Annotated in this window: 13 protein-coding genes, 21 tRNA genes, 2 rRNA genes and 1 riboswitch; of the genes, 32 read left to right on the top strand and 4 right to left on the bottom strand. The window is 38.7% G+C overall.

The features are described from left to right. The 24 genes from ACIQ1H_RS13700 to ACIQ1H_RS13815 form a co-directional block, all read left to right on the top strand. Positions 1-91, top strand: a 23S ribosomal RNA gene (locus ACIQ1H_RS13700); the annotation flags it as partial. A gap of 69 nt (positions 92-160) precedes the next feature. Then, positions 161-276, top strand: a 5S ribosomal RNA gene (gene rrf, locus ACIQ1H_RS13705). 13 nt (positions 277-289) lie between these two features. Next, a tRNA-Val gene (locus tag ACIQ1H_RS13710) sits at positions 290-365 on the top strand. A gap of 25 nt (positions 366-390) precedes the next feature. Continuing rightward, positions 391-465, top strand: a tRNA-Met gene (locus ACIQ1H_RS13715). A 6-nt stretch (positions 466-471) separates the two neighbouring features. Then, positions 472-544 (top strand) — tRNA-Asp (locus tag ACIQ1H_RS13720). Between the two features lie 12 nt (positions 545-556). Continuing rightward, positions 557-629 (top strand) — tRNA-Thr (locus ACIQ1H_RS13725). 9 nt (positions 630-638) lie between these two features. After that, positions 639-722, top strand: a tRNA-Tyr gene (locus tag ACIQ1H_RS13730). Positions 723-734: 12 nt separating this feature from the next. Next, positions 735-808, top strand: a tRNA-Trp gene (locus ACIQ1H_RS13735). Between the two features lie 37 nt (positions 809-845). Continuing rightward, positions 846-921: transfer RNA gene (locus ACIQ1H_RS13740), tRNA-His, on the top strand. 12 nt (positions 922-933) lie between these two features. Continuing rightward, positions 934-1,008 (top strand) — tRNA-Gln (locus ACIQ1H_RS13745). A 21-nt stretch (positions 1,009-1,029) separates the two neighbouring features. Beyond that, positions 1,030-1,102, top strand: a tRNA-Lys gene (locus ACIQ1H_RS13750). Between the two features lie 8 nt (positions 1,103-1,110). Beyond that, positions 1,111-1,195, top strand: a tRNA-Leu gene (locus ACIQ1H_RS13755). Between the two features lie 53 nt (positions 1,196-1,248). Next, a tRNA-Gly gene (locus ACIQ1H_RS13760) sits at positions 1,249-1,323 on the top strand. 5 nt (positions 1,324-1,328) lie between these two features. After that, positions 1,329-1,417: transfer RNA gene (locus ACIQ1H_RS13765), tRNA-Leu, on the top strand. A 15-nt stretch (positions 1,418-1,432) separates the two neighbouring features. Continuing rightward, positions 1,433-1,509: transfer RNA gene (locus ACIQ1H_RS13770), tRNA-Arg, on the top strand. Between the two features lie 23 nt (positions 1,510-1,532). Beyond that, positions 1,533-1,609, top strand: a tRNA-Pro gene (locus ACIQ1H_RS13775). A 13-nt stretch (positions 1,610-1,622) separates the two neighbouring features. Next, a tRNA-Ala gene (locus ACIQ1H_RS13780) sits at positions 1,623-1,698 on the top strand. An 11-nt stretch (positions 1,699-1,709) separates the two neighbouring features. After that, positions 1,710-1,802, top strand: a tRNA-Ser gene (locus ACIQ1H_RS13785). Between the two features lie 12 nt (positions 1,803-1,814). After that, positions 1,815-1,890: transfer RNA gene (locus tag ACIQ1H_RS13790), tRNA-Phe, on the top strand. A gap of 3 nt (positions 1,891-1,893) precedes the next feature. Further along, positions 1,894-1,967, top strand: a tRNA-Gly gene (locus ACIQ1H_RS13795). Positions 1,968-1,971: 4 nt separating this feature from the next. Then, positions 1,972-2,045 (top strand) — tRNA-Ile (locus ACIQ1H_RS13800). Positions 2,046-2,057: 12 nt separating this feature from the next. After that, positions 2,058-2,134, top strand: a tRNA-Asn gene (locus ACIQ1H_RS13805). Between the two features lies 1 nt (position 2,135). Beyond that, positions 2,136-2,207: transfer RNA gene (locus tag ACIQ1H_RS13810), tRNA-Glu, on the top strand. Positions 2,208-2,427: 220 nt separating this feature from the next. Beyond that, on the top strand, positions 2,428-3,474 hold the full coding sequence (locus ACIQ1H_RS13815; RefSeq protein WP_402889516.1) for a nitric oxide synthase oxygenase: 1,047 nt from the start codon (positions 2,428-2,430) through the stop codon (positions 3,472-3,474). Between the two features lie 41 nt (positions 3,475-3,515). Here the strand turns inward: ACIQ1H_RS13815 and ACIQ1H_RS13820 are convergent, their stop codons facing one another. Continuing rightward, positions 3,516-4,721, bottom strand: a complete 1,206-nt coding sequence (locus tag ACIQ1H_RS13820) for a CynX/NimT family MFS transporter (RefSeq protein ID WP_402889518.1) — start codon at positions 4,719-4,721, stop codon at positions 3,516-3,518. A gap of 178 nt (positions 4,722-4,899) precedes the next feature. Then, a riboswitch (Lysine riboswitch) is annotated at positions 4,900-5,075 on the top strand. Between the two features lie 83 nt (positions 5,076-5,158). Between ACIQ1H_RS13820 and ACIQ1H_RS13825 the strand changes: the two genes are divergently transcribed. The 5 genes from ACIQ1H_RS13825 to ACIQ1H_RS13845 all read left to right on the top strand — a co-directional run bounded on the left by ACIQ1H_RS13825 (position 5,159) and on the right by ACIQ1H_RS13845 (position 10,184). Next, positions 5,159-6,622: an amino acid permease gene (locus ACIQ1H_RS13825; RefSeq protein ID WP_173478830.1), complete on the top strand. Its 1,464-nt coding sequence runs from the start codon at positions 5,159-5,161 to the stop codon at positions 6,620-6,622. A 187-nt stretch (positions 6,623-6,809) separates the two neighbouring features. After that, positions 6,810-7,502, top strand: coding sequence for a response regulator transcription factor (locus ACIQ1H_RS13830; RefSeq protein WP_402889520.1), 693 nt, complete (start codon positions 6,810-6,812; stop codon positions 7,500-7,502). Between the two features lie 4 nt (positions 7,503-7,506). Then, entirely contained in the window at positions 7,507-8,442 is a 936-nt protein-coding gene (locus ACIQ1H_RS13835) for a sensor histidine kinase (RefSeq protein WP_402889522.1), read from the top strand. A gap of 136 nt (positions 8,443-8,578) precedes the next feature. Then, a complete protein-coding gene (locus tag ACIQ1H_RS13840) occupies positions 8,579-9,502 on the top strand; it encodes an ABC transporter ATP-binding protein (RefSeq protein WP_402889524.1) in 924 nt (307 codons plus the stop codon). Beyond that, a complete protein-coding gene (locus tag ACIQ1H_RS13845) occupies positions 9,495-10,184 on the top strand; it encodes an ABC transporter permease (RefSeq protein WP_402889526.1) in 690 nt (229 codons plus the stop codon). Before ACIQ1H_RS13840 ends, ACIQ1H_RS13845 begins: the two co-directional genes overlap by 8 nt. Before the next feature lie 80 nt (positions 10,185-10,264). On the opposite strand, the gene ACIQ1H_RS13850 is transcribed toward ACIQ1H_RS13845, so the two are convergent. Both ACIQ1H_RS13850 and ACIQ1H_RS13855 read right to left on the bottom strand, forming a co-directional pair. Next, complete coding sequence (locus tag ACIQ1H_RS13850; protein WP_173478829.1) at positions 10,265-11,644, bottom strand: purine-cytosine permease family protein; 1,380 nt, start codon at positions 11,642-11,644, stop codon at positions 10,265-10,267. 52 nt (positions 11,645-11,696) lie between these two features. Next, on the bottom strand, positions 11,697-12,815 hold the full coding sequence (locus ACIQ1H_RS13855) for a class II histone deacetylase (protein ID WP_337980079.1): 1,119 nt from the start codon (positions 12,813-12,815) through the stop codon (positions 11,697-11,699). Between the two features lie 325 nt (positions 12,816-13,140). Here ACIQ1H_RS13855 and ACIQ1H_RS13860 point away from each other — a divergent pair, with 325 nt between their 5' ends. From ACIQ1H_RS13860 to ACIQ1H_RS13870, 3 genes are all read left to right on the top strand, one after another. After that, the gene (locus ACIQ1H_RS13860; RefSeq protein ID WP_402889528.1) at positions 13,141-13,728 is read left to right on the top strand and encodes a TetR/AcrR family transcriptional regulator; all 588 of its coding nucleotides are present in this window, start codon (positions 13,141-13,143) and stop codon (positions 13,726-13,728) included. A gap of 211 nt (positions 13,729-13,939) precedes the next feature. Next, the gene (locus ACIQ1H_RS13865) at positions 13,940-14,287 is read left to right on the top strand and encodes a DMT family transporter (protein ID WP_139859689.1); all 348 of its coding nucleotides are present in this window, start codon (positions 13,940-13,942) and stop codon (positions 14,285-14,287) included. Position 14,288: 1 nt separating this feature from the next. Continuing rightward, positions 14,289-14,603 (top strand): DMT family transporter, encoded by a 315-nt coding sequence (locus tag ACIQ1H_RS13870; protein WP_139859690.1) that lies wholly within the window; start codon positions 14,289-14,291, stop codon positions 14,601-14,603. Positions 14,604-14,949: 346 nt separating this feature from the next. On the opposite strand, the gene ACIQ1H_RS13875 is transcribed toward ACIQ1H_RS13870, so the two are convergent. Next, positions 14,950-16,215, bottom strand: a complete 1,266-nt coding sequence (locus tag ACIQ1H_RS13875; protein ID WP_139859692.1) for an Nramp family divalent metal transporter — start codon at positions 16,213-16,215, stop codon at positions 14,950-14,952. Positions 16,216-16,412 lie beyond the last annotated feature (197 nt).

A 16,412-nucleotide genomic window follows, 5' to 3' on the forward strand; every position in this document is an offset into this window, starting at 1 on the left:
TCCCTCAAAGACGATGAGGTAGATAGGTTCGAGGTGGAAGTGTGGTGACACATGGAGCTGACGAATACTAATCGATCGAGGACTTAACCAAAAAAAGTTTGAAACATTCAATGAAACGTTTATCCAGTTTTGAGAGAATAAGTTCTTTCAACTGAATAAGTGAAGTGATGATGGCAAAGAGGTCACACCCGTTCCCATACCGAACACGGAAGTTAAGCTCTTTAGCGCCGATGGTAGTTGGGGGCTTCCCCCTGTGAGAGTAGGACGTCGCTTCGCTTGTTTTTTATGTGGAGGATTAGCTCAGCTGGGAGAGCATCTGCCTTACAAGCAGAGGGTCGGCGGTTCGAGCCCGTCATCCTCCACCATTTTAATCTCAAAGTATTATATTGTCGCGGGGTGGAGCAGTGGTAGCTCGTCGGGCTCATAACCCGAAGGTCACAGGTTCAAATCCTGTCTCCGCAACCAAATTATGGTCCCGTGGTGTAGCGGTTAACATGCCTGCCTGTCACGCAGGAGATCGCCGGTTCGATCCCGGTCGGGACCGTCTTTTTTATTTGCCGGTGTAGCTCAGTTGGTAGAGCAACTGACTTGTAATCAGTAGGTCGTGGGTTCGACTCCTATCGCCGGCATCAGCCCTTGGAGGGGTAGCGAAGTGGCTAAACGCGGCGGACTGTAAATCCGCTCCTTAGGGTTCGGCGGTTCGAATCCGTCCCCCTCCACCAGTTTTTTATTTTAGGGGCATAGTTCAACGGTAGAATAGAGGTCTCCAAAACCTTTGGTGTGGGTTCGATTCCTACTGCCCCTGCCAAATTTTTTTAGATTAAACTACTGTTATAGTTCATATGGCGGTTGTGGCGAAGTGGTTAACGCATCGGATTGTGGTTCCGACATTCGTGGGTTCGATTCCCATCAGTCGCCCCATATAATTAATATTGGGGTATAGCCAAGCGGTAAGGCAACGGATTTTGATTCCGTCATGCCTAGGTTCGAATCCTAGTACCCCAGCCATTTTTCATTTATTAATAATATGAGCCATTAGCTCAGTTGGTAGAGCATCTGACTTTTAATCAGAGGGTCGAAGGTTCGAGTCCTTCATGGCTCATCATATTTGCGGGTGTGGCGGAATTGGCAGACGCACTAGACTTAGGATCTAGCGCCGCAAGGCGTGGGGGTTCGACTCCCTTCACCCGCACCATTTATTTTAATTACAAATTACATAATTGCCAGGATAAATAATCTTATGCACATGCGGAAGTAGTTCAGTGGTAGAACACCACCTTGCCAAGGTGGGGGTCGCGAGTTCGAACCTCGTCTTCCGCTCCAAATGTGCCGGGGTGGCGGAACTGGCAGACGCACAGGACTTAAAATCCTGCGGTAGGTGACTACCGTGCCGGTTCGATTCCGGCCCTCGGCACCATTTTCAATATATTAAGCGCCCGTAGCTCAATTGGATAGAGCGTCTGACTACGGATCAGAAGGTTGTGGGTTCGACTCCTGCCGGGCGCGCCATAAAAAGATAAGATAGACAGTAACGGAATGTAGCTCAGCTTGGTAGAGCACTTGGTTTGGGACCAAGGGGTCGTAGGTTCGAATCCTGTCATTCCGACCATCTTTAAAAATTTGGGGCCTTAGCTCAGCTGGGAGAGCGCCTGCCTTGCACGCAGGAGGTCAGCGGTTCGATCCCGCTAGGCTCCACCATATTTATTTCCGGAGGTATACCCAAGTCTGGCTGAAGGGATCGGTCTTGAAAACCGACAGGCGGGTAACACCGCGCGGGGGTTCGAATCCCTCTACCTCCTCCATTTTCTTTTTCCGGGTCAGTAGCTCAGTTGGTAGAGCATTAGATTGAAGCTCTAAGTGTCGGCGGTTCGATTCCGTCCTGACCCACCATATGCGGGTGTAGTTTAATGGTAAAACCTCAGCCTTCCAAGCTGATGTCGTGAGTTCGATTCTCATCACCCGCTCCAAAGAGGGCCTATAGCTCAGCTGGTTAGAGCGCACGCCTGATAAGCGTGAGGTCGATGGTTCGAGTCCATTTAGGCCCATAAAAAAATTATTCCGAAGTAGCTCAGTTGGTAGTAGCACCTGACTGTTAATCAGGTTGTCGCAGGTTCGAGTCCTGCCTTCGGAGCCATGGCCCCTTGGTCAAGCGGTTAAGACACCGCCCTTTCACGGCGGTAACACGGGTTCGAATCCCGTAGGGGTCATCTAGTAAAGCATGTAGCATATTGTTGCTACATGCTTTTTCTTTGTAATTTTTTAAGCTTTTCATTTAGTTTTTATAAAATTTTGATGGAGAATTTTTGACTATCGATTTAAATTTGAACAAAGTATTTCATATATAAAAGATGTATGTTTTCTGATGAATTTTTTCATGGAGAATTTATTTCTATTCATCTAATATGAGGGTAGATGGAGGAAAACGACATGAAACTACAAGAGATACAACGTTTTTTAACACTTTATCAAATGGAACAAAATGAGTCTGCACAATGGCTAACAAATAGATTACAGCAAGTTGAAAATGAAGGACAATATATTCCTTCAACAGAGGAGCTTACTTTTGGTGCGCGAGTAGCTTGGCGTAATAGTAATAAATGTATCGGGAGATTATTTTGGCAATCACTCCATGTTGAGGATGCCCGTGATATTTTAGATGAGCAAGGGATATTTGAGAAGTTGTTATGTCATATTCGATATGCGACAAATGGTGGTAAAATTCGGCCAACAATAACGGTATTTGCATCTGGTAGAGTAAAAATTTGGAATCATCAGTTGATCCGTTATGCAGGCTATGAGACGGAAGCTGGCATTGTTGGTGACCCACATTCTGTACCATTTACAAGAGTATGTGAATCGCTAGGCTGGCAGGGCGAGGGCACAGCATTTGATGTGTTACCACTCGTTATCCAGGTGGATGACCGTAAACCACAATTGTTTTCAATACCACGTGAAGATGTACTAGAAGTTGTAATTCGCCATCCTGAGCACCCACAAGTGGAGGAACTAGCGTTGAAATGGTACGCGGTGCCGATTATTTCAAGCATGCGTTTTCAAATGGCTGGAATCGACTTTCAAGCCGCTCCTTTCAATGGTTGGTATATGGGGACAGAAATTGGGGCACGTAATTTAGCTGATAGTGATCGTTATAATATGTTGCCGAAAATCGCCGAAATTTTTGGGCTCGATACGACTAAGCAAGCATCGCTTTGGCGTGATCGCTCATTAGTTGAATTAAATATTGCTGTACTGTATTCCTTTAAAGAAGATGGTGTAAGTATAGTCGATCATCATACTGCTGCACAGCAATTTAAGTTATTTGAAGAAGCTGAGCAGAAGGCAGGTCGCGACTTAACAGGCAACTGGACTTGGTTGATTCCCCCATTATCACCTGCAACAACGCATATTTTTCATAAGCCTTATGTCAATGTTTATAATACACCGAATTTCTTTTATCAAAAACCGCCTTATTAAAAATGTAAAAAAGCAGCTCATAGTAGGATGAGCTGCTTTTTTTAATTTATATATTCGTTTCTAGAAGCTCTAAATGAGCAGAAGAATAGTAATACTGCAACGACAACGAATAGCCAGCCAGCGATGTTCCAACCGCCAAATAAATCATGTAGGTAACCAAATAAAATAGGGCCTACTGCGGCTAATAAATAGCCTAATGATTGTGCAAAGCCCGATAAATCAGCTGCTTCAAATGCCGTACGAGTACGAAGAGTAAAGAACATCATTGCAAGTGAAAATGAAGCGCCACCTGCTAATCCTAGCAATATCATCCACAATACAGCAAGATTAGTCCATTCCATGACAAGGCCAGTAAAGCCGACAATATAAAAAGCAGTAAACATCAAAACGAGAGGTCGTTGTGATGTCATTTTACTAGCGATAATTGGTACGGCTAGAGCCATAGGTACTTGGGAAATTTGCATGATTGAGAACATCCAACCTGCACGATCTGCTGCTATTCCTTGGGCAATATAAATTTCAGGAATCCAAGCTGCAGTTGTATAAAATAATAGCGATTGTAAACCCATTGCGCCAGTGACTGCCCAAGTAACTGGTGATTTCCACAGGGGTATACGAGTTTTCGTAGTAGCTACAGTTGGTTCAGGCTTATTAAATTTTAATTGTGGAATCCAAATTAAAATAGTCACGACGACAAGAGCTATAGCGATGGCAAGTGCACCTTGCCAGCCAAGAGATGCATTGGCTATAGGATAACTAATACCAGCACCAATACCAGCCGTTAAGTTCATGGACATTGTGAAGAATGCCATTAGTAAACCAACATGATAAGGGAATTTTAATTTAAGTAACCCTGGGATGAGGACGTTACCAAATGAAATAGCTACACCTATTATCATTGTACCGAATACGAGTAACCCTGTTGTTCCAAGTGAGCGCAGTACAATCCCAAGTGCTAATAAAATGGTTGATAGAAAAAGAGTTAATTCTAGTCCTAGTTTTCTTGCAACGATTGGGGCAATAGGTGACACTAGTGCGAATGCAAGCAATGGAATTGTTGTTAAAAAGCCTGCAAGTACGTTAGATATACCGAGATCCTCACGAATGAAGGAAATAATTGGGCCTACAACCGTTAATGGCATACGTAATGTCGAAGCAAGAAAAATTACACCGATAACTAATAAGAGCGTTGTGCCCTTCCAGTTAATCTTTCTGCTAGGATAAGTAGATTCTTCGTTAGTTGTCAAAATAAGTACCTCCCTGATAGAACAGTTATAATTCGAACCACTATAACACTTTATCACATTAATAAAAATAGTAGAATATTCATAAAATACAGAACATTAATCGTTTTATTGAAATGTCTTAGGTCGTATGTTAAACTAAGACACATCATAAATTTAATAATTATATGCCTCATGTTTGTATTGAGGTAGAGGTCGCGGTATTTATAAGTAAGCTAGTGGAGATGACAAGCATTGAAGATGTTAGCTGAAAGGAAATATTGCCGAAGCGTGAGGGGACTTGAAAACCTCATGCTGGGGCTGTCTCCGAAAGGAACAGAACTGTCACGTTGGACAACGTGTTGTGCTATCATTTTGAAGAAACAGAGGATTTACTTAGCCATCACAACGTTCATGTGATGGCATTTTTTTGCCTCTTATAAAAGGAAGGAAGCTTTAACGTGAGTGAAATTAAAGTTAATCAGCTCGGTCATAAAGCACCAGAGTTGAAAAAAGAATTAAAAAGCCGCCATATAACAATGATTTCGTTAGGTGGTACTATCGGAACTGGGCTATTTCTAGCGAGTGGTGGTGCTATAGCACAGGCTGGACCAGGTGGTGCACTTCTTGCTTATGCATTAATCGGCATTATGGTGTACTTTTTAATGACAAGCTTGGGTGAAATGGCAGCTTATATGCCGTCATCAGGTTCATTTAGTACGTATGCAACAAAATTTGTAGATCCCGCGCTTGGCTTTGCACTTGGCTGGAACTACTGGTATAACTGGGCGATTACAATTGCCGCTGAAATTGCAGCAGTTTCTCTTATAATGAAGTATTGGTTCCCAGACAGCTCTTCGGCACTATGGACAGTCATATTTATTGCGATCGTACTAACATTCAATTTACTTTCTGTAAAAAGCTATGGTGAAAGTGAATATTGGTTTGCCATGATAAAAGTTGCTACTGTTATTGTTTTCATTATCGTCAGTCTATTGATGATTTTTGGTATTTTAGGAGGACAAGCACCAGTCGGCTTTACGAATTTCTTTATAAGTGATGGTCCATTCCATGGTGGCTTCCTTGCTACATTCGGCATATTTCTAGCAGCAGGCTTCTCGTTCCAAGGGACAGAGCTATTAGGAATTACCGCTGGGGAAACTGATGATCCTGGTAAAAATATTCCGAAAGCGGTTAAGTCAGTCTTTTGGCGAATTATTTTATTTTACATTTTAGCCATTGCAGCAATTGGGATGTTAATTCCATTTACAGATGCTCGTTTATTATCTGAAGATATTGCTGTTTCACCATTCACACTAGTGTTTGACCGCTTAGGTATTGCCTTTGCTGCATCATTAATGAATGCCATTATTTTAACAGCGATGTTGTCTGCAGGTAATTCGGGGTTATATGCGTCATCACGTATGTTATGGCAATTAGCAGTAGATGGACACGCACCTAAAATTTTCGCAAAGCTTAGCCGTCGTGGAATTCCGATTTACGCATTACTGCTAACATTAGCAGTCGGTTGCCTAGCATTTTTAGCATCATTCTTTGGTGATGGCGTTGTCTATATGTGGCTTTTAAACGCTTCAGGGATGTCAGGCTTCATTGCATGGCTTGGTATTGCATTTAGTCATTATCGCTTCCGTAGAGCGTATGAAGCGCAAGGCTTAGACCTAAAATTACTACCATATAAAGCAAAGCTGTATCCATTCGGACCACTCTTTGCATTTACATTGTGTATGATTGTTGTAATTGGTCAAAATTATACAGCTTTCACAGGTGATTCAGTTGACTGGTATGGTGTCCTTGTTTCTTATATCGGGATACCACTGTTTATCGCCTTGTGGTTGGGCTATAAAATAAAACATAAAACGAAAATGATTCCACTGCAACAGTGTGATTTAAAAGTAGAAAAATAGAAATGAAAGCTGTCCTATCAATTAGAGGGCAGCTTTTTTTATTTGCCATTGATGAAGGTAAATTGTTTGAGAATTGTTTGAGTGACTGGCACTTAGCATATGGTAAGCTATAAGGAGATAGGATAAAAATGTAAAACAGTTAAAACAAATGTGAAATAAAGAGAATACCTTGAAATGAGGTGCCAACATGCACAAACGTATATTACTAGTAGAAGATGATGAAACGATTCGAGAAATGGTCGAAAAATTTTTAACTATGGAGGGGTTTGCCGTTACATCCGTTACAAATGGTGAAGAGGCAGTGCAAACTTGTTTAAGTAATACATTTGATTTAGTTATTTTGGATATTATGATGCCGAAACTAGATGGCTTAGAAGTGTTAAAAATAATCCGAGCAAAAGAAGCGCTACCGATTATTATGATGTCAGCCAAAGATAGTGATGTTGATAAAGCACTAGGTCTTGGATTAGGAGCGGATGATTATATTGCGAAGCCCTTTTCCATGTTGGAATTTTCAGCACGTGTGAAAGCTGCAATAAGAAGGGCTACACAATATTCTAGCCCGACGGAGGAAGCGAAGGGGATAGTGGCAATTGGTAACTTGGTGATTGATGTCGTTAATTTTTCAGTTGAAAAAGATCAGCAACAGGTAAAGCTAACTTCAAAAGAATTTGCTATTTTAAAGTTATTTATCACAAATCGAAATCGTGTATTTACGAAACAACAAATCTATCAACTTATTTGGAATGATGAATACTATGGTGATGAAAATATAATTAATGTGCATATAAGAAGATTGCGGGAAAAAATTGAAGATGACCCATCCAACCCTCAGTATATTAAAACACTTTGGGGCATTGGCTATAAATTGGAGGGCTAGATACATGATACTATTGCTAGTTACCATTATTTTATTTCTCATAGCCATCATTATTTTACAGCTGAAACGAAAACAAGAGCAAAACACTACAATTCAATACATGCACACAAAGCTACAAGCTATTAGGGATGAACAAACAAACGAGAAAATTTTAGTTGCGACATCGAATCAAGAACTACAAACACTACTTACTACTATAAATGCATTGCTGGATGATACGCACAAAATGCAGGCTAGATATCGAAAAACAGAAAGTTCGATGAAAAAGATGCTTGCTAATATTTCGCATGATTTAAAAACACCGTTAACAGTTGTGCTAGGCTATACAGAAATGTTGCAACTACAACATTCGGTAAGTGCTACAGAACACAGCCGTTTACTTTCAGGAATCCATTTAAAAACGGAGGAAGTATTGAAGCTTATTCATACATTTTTTGATTTAGCAAAAATTGAAGCAGGCGATACAGACTACCCAATAACAAAAGTAAACGTAAATGAAATTTGCCGGAAAAATATTTTATCATTTTACGATATGGTGATGTCGGTAGGCCTTCATATTGACATACATATACCTGAAACACCGATTTATGCTCTAGGCAATGAGGATGCATTAGATAGAATATTAAACAATTTAATCGCCAATGCGATTGCTTATGGGGCAGAAGGGCGTGTCATTGGACTAACAGTAAGGGCTGACGCTACTGATGTTTCTATTGATGTTTGGGATTGTGGAAAAGGTATTGATGAATATCATATAGACAGCGTATTTGAAAGGATGTATACACTAGAAGATTCTAGAAATAAATCATTTCAAGGTAGCGGGCTCGGTTTAACAATTACAAAGCGACTTGTAGAAATAATGAATGGTACAATCCAACTGAAAAGCATCCCTTATGAAAAGACGGTTTTTACTATTTCATTAAAAAGAATGATGTACTAATCTAGCCCTGCCTGTAGAGCTAAAAATGCTCTACAGGCTTTTCTTCTTCTCTTAAGAAATTTGTAAGAATCAAGTAATAAAATAGAGAGTTTTACTTCTTATAATAAAGAAAGCCACAAATGAGGGAGAGATTTAAATGGCGTATATTGTAAAAACAAATCAGCTTACAAAAGTCTATGATGGAAACGAAGTTGTTTCCGCAGTCAATATGCATGTAAAGAAAGGTGAGATATATGGTTTTTTAGGTCCAAATGGAGCGGGGAAAACAACGATTATGAAAATGTTAACTAATCTGGCCAAACCAACAAATGGAGATATTGAAATTTTTGGTGAAAAATTAACAGATCGTTCTTACGAAGTGCTAAAGAGAATGGGCACAATCATTGAATACCCAATTTTTTATGAAAAGTTAACAGCAAAAGAAACCCTCGAATTACATTGCGACTATATGGGATATTACGATAAAAACGAAATCGGCCATGTTCTCGATTTAGTGAAGTTAACGAATGTGGACGGTAAAAAAGTAGGGGATTTTTCGTTAGGGATGAAGCAACGTTTAGGTATAGCTCGTGCGATAATGACTAAACCTGAGTTGTTAATTTTAGATGAGCCTATTAATGGGCTTGACCCAGTTGGGATAAGAGAGTTAAGAGAATTATTCAAGATGCTAAGCAAAGAATACGGCATTACGATTATTGTTTCGAGTCATATTTTAGCAGAAATAGAACAACTGGCTGATACAATTGGAGTCATTAATAATGGTAGATTAATTGCGGAAGTTTCCATGGAGCATGTAAAACATAGCCAAACAGATTTTATTGAAATCATTGTTAGTGAGGGAAAAAAGGCTGCCTTTATTTTAGATAGTCAATTACACATAACTAATTTTAAATGTATTGATGAACGCTGTATTCGAATATACGATATGTCCATTTCACAAAAATTATTATCCAAAACGTTAATAGAACATGATGTCGAGATTGAAGAGATTAGTAGGAAAACAAGTTCATTAGAGGATTATTTCTTAAAATTAATCAATGGTGGTGGAATCCATGCTTAATTTAATGCGTTTAGAAATGAAAAAAAACCATTTGGGCTCGTATGTGACAGCCGCTATAATCGCCAACTTTGCTATTTTAGGTTTTATGTTTATGATTTTAGTTATTTCAAAAATTGAAGGTGATCCTGGTTTAGAAAACTATCCAATGGCTTTGACTGTTATTGATTCTTTTGTAAGATGTGTATTTATTATTTTTGCAGCGACATTAATTGCGAAACTAATTATTGGTGAATATAAAAATAAGACAATAACAACCGTATTTATGTATCCTATAAATAGAAAAAAACTAATCGCAGCTAAGCTTGCCATAGTGATTGTATTTACATTTGGCGCAATTATCCTGTCAAATATTTTCATTACAATAACTTTCCTTATGATTAGTGAGAATTTCGAATTAATTCCCGATACACTAACAAATACAATGGTTATGCAGCGCATTCCTTCCGTATTAATGAATGCTGTAGCGGCATCCAGTATGGCACTAATTCCGTTGTATTTTGGTATGAAAAAATACTCCGTACCAACAACAATACTATCCTCTCTGTTGATCGTGATGGTTGTTTCTTCAAATACGGGTGCATTTTCATTGAATGATATTATCGTAATCCCGATAACATTAGCAATTATAGGGATAGTCATTGCCTATTTAGCAATCCGCAACATCGAAAAGGTAGATGTTTAATAACATAAGTAAAGCCCCTGTATGAAAATCCTATACAGGGGCTTTAAAAAGGCCTGGGGAAGCCTGACGAACCATATTTATTAATTATTCTCAGGCACACTAGCCGTTGGATAAACATCAACAGAAAGCTTGGCAGGTGCCGTTAATTTAGAAAAGCTAATATATAATAGGAAAGAAACCGCACCACCGACAAGCCATGCAATATCCAATCCATTTAGCATTTTTGCAATAGGGCCTACATATAACTCCGTATTAATAAACGGAATTTGAATAAAGATAGTTAACAAGTAAATAATCATTGTAGGTATATTAATTTTTCCGAAAATGCCATCCTTCTTGTTGAACTCATCTGGAGGGTAATGTACTCTCTTTAAAATATAAAAATCAGTTAATGTAATCATACTCCAAGGGATAATAAAGAATAAAATAAACCCTAAGTATAATTGGAAATTAGCCATAAAATTGCTTGAGCTCCAAGTTGCAATAATGGCAATAATGATACCAATGGCGATGGAAGTAATTGTCCGTAGTCTCGCAGATGTTTTAAACGTTAAAAAGTTACTTGCAATCGATAATATAATAATGCCTGCTCCATAAATATTTAAGGAGTTAATAACGAGGACACCAAGAGATAATAATAGTGCAATAATGAAACCTAATGAGCCCATATCTTTAATTTGCGCCATAACATTACCATTCACAACCATAGTGGCAATGGCTGCACCTAAAACCATCAACCAAACTGAACTAGCAAAGCTTCCAAGGTAACTATAAGTAAATACCTTTTTAGATTGTGAAGGATGGATAAATCTTGAATGGTCAGATACATATGGACCATATGTAATCTGCCATGTTACACAAATGGAAGTCATTAATAAAAACTGGCTGAAAGAAAAATTACCAGCATTTAAAAGCTCCATTGAAACATTCGTTAAAATCATAATCGACAAAATAATAAATACTACTGTAAAGCCAATTGTATAGATTTTCATCGACTTTTGAAGTAAGCCTTGTCCAAAAATAGCTAGTAATACCATTGGGATTAGACTTACAATAACCGTCACGTTCATATTAAGGCCAAGTGTTTCCTGCATACCTTGTCCAACTAGAACGGTATTAGTAGCGCCGTAGCCTAAATACATGATTAGAATGATTAACATTGGCAATATAGCCCCGAAGTAGCCAAATTGTGCTCTACTTTGTACTACTTGTGGTAAACCTGCTTTAGGACCAGTGGCAGAATGGAGTGCCATAATTGCAGCTCCTATGCCGTGTCCTAATAGGATAGCAACAAGTGACCACCAAAAATTCAACCCTAATACGATAGCTAGAGATCCTGTTACAAGTGTTGTTGAAACGGTACTTGCGGCAAACCATGTAAAAAATAGCTCTTTGGCAGTGCCATTACGCTGTTCTAAAGGAATATGTTCATAACTAATTTCCTCGATAGAATTGCTCATAGATACCCTCCCTCTTAATAATTATTTTTAATATAATAATAGTGTTTACAATTTAAACAGTAACTTTTAATGATGGCCAATAAGCTGATTGGATTGAAATAACCTCATTGATTGCTTTCTTTTCTACTTCGTTTACAAAATCGGGATATCCTTGTGAATCTTGGAATGGATCCTCTACATCACTTTTCACGCCACATAATTCTTCAATAATGCGCAATGTACAAAATGGAACGTAAGCGTTACTGTAACCACCTTCATGACAGAAGACGATTTTTCCATCCGTATGCTTATTAGCTAAGTTCATCATAATTTTTGTTAACTCTGCAAAGCCTTCAGCAGTCATGTTCATGCGTCCAAGTGGATCAAACATGCCTGGATCTTGTCCAGCAGAAATAATAATAAGCTCAGGTTTATAATCGTTGACAATAGGTTCCACAATGGACTTAAATGCTTCAATATAGCCTGCATTTCCTGTGCCTGGAGGAAGTGGAATGTTGACGTTAAATCCTTTTCCGTCAGCTTCACCTACGTTCTCTGCATAACCCGTATTATTCGGGAAACTTAAATGCTGATGAACTGAGAAGAATAAAACACCATCTGTATCATAGAAAGCACTTTCTGTTCCATTACCATGGTGAACATCCCAATCTAACACCATAACTCGTTCTAAATTGTATTTTTGCTTTGCGTATTTGGCAGCAATCGCAACGTTATTGAAAATACAGAAGCCGATGCCTTTTGCAGCCTCTGCATGATGGCCAGGTGGGCGAGTTAATGCATAAACATTATCGACTTCACCGTTCATCACAACATCAACCGCTTTTAAAGCACCACCAGTTGACAGTAAAGCAATTTCATAAGAACCTCTACCAACAATGGCGTGATCTCCTGCGTCTCCGCCAGTTGTATCGCTTAAATGTTTCACTTTATCTACATATTCTTTTGTATGGAACATTTCAATTTCCTCACGTGTAGCAGGACGTGGCTCAATTTGTTCTAATTTTTTCATTAGACCACAACGGTTAAGTAAATTATTAATTCGTCTCTTTGTTGAAGGATGTTCGACAAACACATCTGTTTCTAAGTAACCACCCGAAGGTAAATATAATGTTCCGCTACCGTTGTCGTGCCAGAAATAACTTTCGTCAAAAATATAACCTGTTTTCATCATCAATTCCGCCCCTTTGATTAAAAAATAATACCGATTTGCACCTTGTAACACACCCCTTGTCAAGGTGGAAAATGGTACTTACCGTTATGAAAATACTAGCTGAGGGAGATTTTTTCTTAAAATGAATTTCAGTCATCTTCCTTGGGATAAAATTTAAATGAATCTCGTTCATTTGTCAAACTAATTTTTTAAAATTACCAAAATTAAATAAATTTTTCAGGCCCATTATAGGAAATGATTCCTTTTCGTTAAAAGAAAGAGGTTGAATTCTATTTTTGTTTAGATTACAATTTTTAAAAATTCATGATTTTTTAGGGGGCGCATAATGGATAAGGAAAAACGTATCGTAACCTCTGCTATTCAATTGTTTAAAGAACAAGGTATCGACAAAATAAAAATTGCGGATATTGTAAAAAGGGCTGGTATCGCACAAGGAACTTTTTATTTGTATTTCCCTTCAAAAATGTCCTTAATGCCCGCCATTGCTAAAGTAATGGTCGACAATATATTTGAGGCAATACAAAAAAACGTGGATGAGCAAGCACCACTAATTGAAAAATTTAATCAATTAATAGATACAATATTTATGATGACGAGAGAGCATAAGGAACTTGTAGCCATTATTTATGCTGGATTGTCAGCTTCTGATTATTTAAAGGACTGGGTAAATGCGTATACACCTTACTATAATTGGTTAAGAAATGAGTTGGACAAAGCAAAGGCGAAAGGTGAAATTTTAATAGCCATTGATTCTTATGCTACGTCAAAGATGGTATTTGGATTAATAGAGGCTGCTGCAGAGCGAGCTTATTTATTTGATTCAAAAGAAGAAGTGCTTATAGATGAGGATAAAAAAGATTTATTAGAATTTATTTGTAATGCGTTAGTCGTAAACAAAGCTGTTGTAAAATAAGCAAACAGTGATGAAACATATTACAGTGAATTTTTGATATATAAGTGGCAAACCATATACGCTCTTATTTGTAGTATTACGTTGCTATAAAAAGGGAAATACATTTCTTTAGATCCGAATTAAAAAGCGGATTTTTACTAAATTTTCTAGTAGGTTCTTGTTGCAGTAAAAATGAATGAAGTTCAGTCATTATTATTTTGGAGGTTTTTTTATGGGAAAAGCTTGGCTGTATGTAGGGTTAACTAGTTTTTTTGAATTAATTTGGATTTATGGCTTCAATGTGGCTGCTCATTGGTGGGAGTGGCTATTAATCGTTATATTTATTGGGCTTGATTTGCACTTTTTATCAAAGGCATGCGAGAAATTACCAACTGGAACAGTGTATGCAATATTTGCAGCAATTGGCACAATGGGAACGACCTTGATGGATGTTTTAATATTCAATCAAGTAGTCAGTATCGGTAAGCTTCTCTTTATTTTTATATTAATTGTAGGTGTTATTGGTTTAAAAGTTGCTGACTCTGTTGAAGAACATAAACGTGCAAAAGAGGTGATATAGTATGGGATGGCTTTTTGTTTTTTTAGCTGCATCGAGTGAGCTTGTATCTGTTATAGGACTGAAAAAATATAGTACAAAAAAGGGATTTATAAGCATGGTGCTCTATGTAGGGGGATTTGCTGCGTCACTTACCTTTTTATATAAATCATTTGAATTTTTACAAACGAGTACGGCTTATGCGGTATGGATAGGCATTGGTACGGCAGGGGCGGTCTTAATCAATATGATGTTTTTTGGTGAGTCAAAAAGTAAAGGCCGCTTAGCAAGTGTATGCTGTATCATCATTGGTGTCGTAGGGTTAAAGGCACTTTCTTAAAAGCGAGAGTCTAAGACAAAGAGAAAAAGTGATAGATTGACTGCCGTCAATCTATCACTTTTTGCTATGCCGTGGATGTTCGCTACGGAGAGTGTAATTGTTTTAGTGCCTGGCACTCAGCATAAATACGCAGCATACTATCGGCCCCTCAATCGTAAAAATCCAATTCGCTTACCACGGGCACGACGTAAGGCGCTACTCCCGCTAACGCGCGGTTTGTTGCGGCTTACGCTACGTGCTGTTCCCGCAGGAGTCTAAATTATAAAATACAGGGCTAGCAAGGAAATTGTATGAGTGCCAGTCACCCACCCTAACCTCTGCTCCGCTAGCTTAATGTCCCAGCAACCTAAGCAAATAGCGTTTCCCATAATAAGTAGATATTTAACGTAACTACTATTACAACGACAAACCACCCAAGTATAGTTGTGATACGGTGATTGACTAGGCTACCCATAATGTCCTTTTTACTTGTAAACATCACAAGCGGGATAAGCGCAAAAGCAATACCGAATGACAGGATTACTTGACTTAAAACAAGCGCATAAGTTGCATTGACCCCCGCTGCAATAATAGCCAAAGGTGGAATCATTGTAATTGCTCTACGTAAATATAGAGGAATTTTTCGTTGAATGAAGCCTTGCATAACAACGTCGCCTGCTAATGTACCAACAGAAGAGCTTGCAAGCCCTGCAATGAGTAATCCAAGTCCGAAAGATACTGCCGCCATCGGTCCAAGAGCCTCTCGTAATCCGTTATAGGCGATATCTAAATCTTCAACTACTAGGCCTTGCGTATGGAACACTGCTGCTGCAATGATTAGCATACTCATGTTAATCGCACCAGCAATAATCATTGCAATCACAATATCGATAAACTCAAAGCGGAAAATACGTCGTTTTTCATTATCGTTGCGACCAACGACACGACTTTGTGTTAAAGAAGAGTGCAAATAGATTGCGTGGGGCATAACAGTTGCCCCTAAAATACCTGTTGCAAGTAACAGTGAATCGACACCGTCAAATTGTGGTGTCAGCATGCCTATTGTCACATCACCCCAATTTGGTTGAGCTAAAAATGTCTGGAACGCAAATGCTAACACAACAATTAGTACCATTCCTGAAATACCTGCTTCAAATGCTCTAAAGCCTCTGCGCTGTAGCTCTAAAATTGCAAATGAACCAATTGCTGTAATAAGTGCGGCAGGTAGCATCGGAATATCAAATAATAAGTATAGACCGAGGGCCGCACCGATAAATTCAGCTAGGTCGGTAGCAATAATTACAAGTTCAGCCTGTATCCATAAAAATATAGAAGTTTTTTTAGAAAAATTCTCCCTTGCTACTTCTGGTAAGTTTTTTCCGGTAGCTATACCGAGTTTTGCTGATAAAGACTGAATTAGCACAGCCATTAAATTTGAAAAGGCAATAACCCAAAGTAGTAAATAACCATACTGCGAGCCAGCCGTAATATTTGTGGCAAAGTTGCCGGGATCTATATAGGCAACCGCTGCAATAAATGCTGGACCGAGAAAGGGTAAAATACGCCGCCAGCCTTTTATGTCTCCATCTAAAACAGCTTCTGCTGCTGGTTTTGTCATCTGTTTATAGGCCATCTTGTTCCCTCGTTTCAAAAAGTATCGTAAATGAAATAAAGTTTCCTATAGGAAAATAATAATACTACTATTCTATAGCTAGAACTTAAAAATGTGAAGAAGTTTGCTCATTATTTTTTTTGTAAATTTTGAAAATCGCCGATAAGGCCAGCGAAATCGCCCGTAAAACAGTGAAAATCGCCGATAAACCACGCCGA

Origin of the sequence: Lysinibacillus sp. NPDC097279, from assembly GCF_044761745.1 — a bacterium.
Lineage (GTDB): Bacteria > Bacillota > Bacilli > Bacillales_A > Planococcaceae > Lysinibacillus.

Bases quoted from the DNA above. Each gene is read 5' to 3' on its own strand.
- ACIQ1H_RS13815 (WP_402889516.1), top strand. From the start codon at position 2,428: ATGAAACTACAAGAGATACAACGTTTTTTAACACTTTATCAAATGGAA.
- ACIQ1H_RS13875 (WP_139859692.1), bottom strand. From the start codon at position 16,215: ATGGCCTATAAACAGATGACAAAACCAGCAGCAGAAGCTGTTTTAGAT.
- ACIQ1H_RS13845 (WP_402889526.1), top strand. From the start codon at position 9,495: ATGCTTAATTTAATGCGTTTAGAAATGAAAAAAAACCATTTGGGCTCG.
- ACIQ1H_RS13865 (WP_139859689.1), top strand. From the start codon at position 13,940: ATGGGAAAAGCTTGGCTGTATGTAGGGTTAACTAGTTTTTTTGAATTA.
- ACIQ1H_RS13835 (WP_402889522.1), top strand. From the start codon at position 7,507: ATGATACTATTGCTAGTTACCATTATTTTATTTCTCATAGCCATCATT.
- ACIQ1H_RS13870 (WP_139859690.1), top strand. From the start codon at position 14,289: ATGGGATGGCTTTTTGTTTTTTTAGCTGCATCGAGTGAGCTTGTATCT.
- ACIQ1H_RS13830 (WP_402889520.1), top strand. From the start codon at position 6,810: ATGCACAAACGTATATTACTAGTAGAAGATGATGAAACGATTCGAGAA.
- ACIQ1H_RS13855 (WP_337980079.1), bottom strand. From the start codon at position 12,815: ATGATGAAAACAGGTTATATTTTTGACGAAAGTTATTTCTGGCACGAC.
- ACIQ1H_RS13850 (WP_173478829.1), bottom strand. From the start codon at position 11,644: ATGAGCAATTCTATCGAGGAAATTAGTTATGAACATATTCCTTTAGAA.
- ACIQ1H_RS13840 (WP_402889524.1), top strand. From the start codon at position 8,579: ATGGCGTATATTGTAAAAACAAATCAGCTTACAAAAGTCTATGATGGA.
- ACIQ1H_RS13860 (WP_402889528.1), top strand. From the start codon at position 13,141: ATGGATAAGGAAAAACGTATCGTAACCTCTGCTATTCAATTGTTTAAA.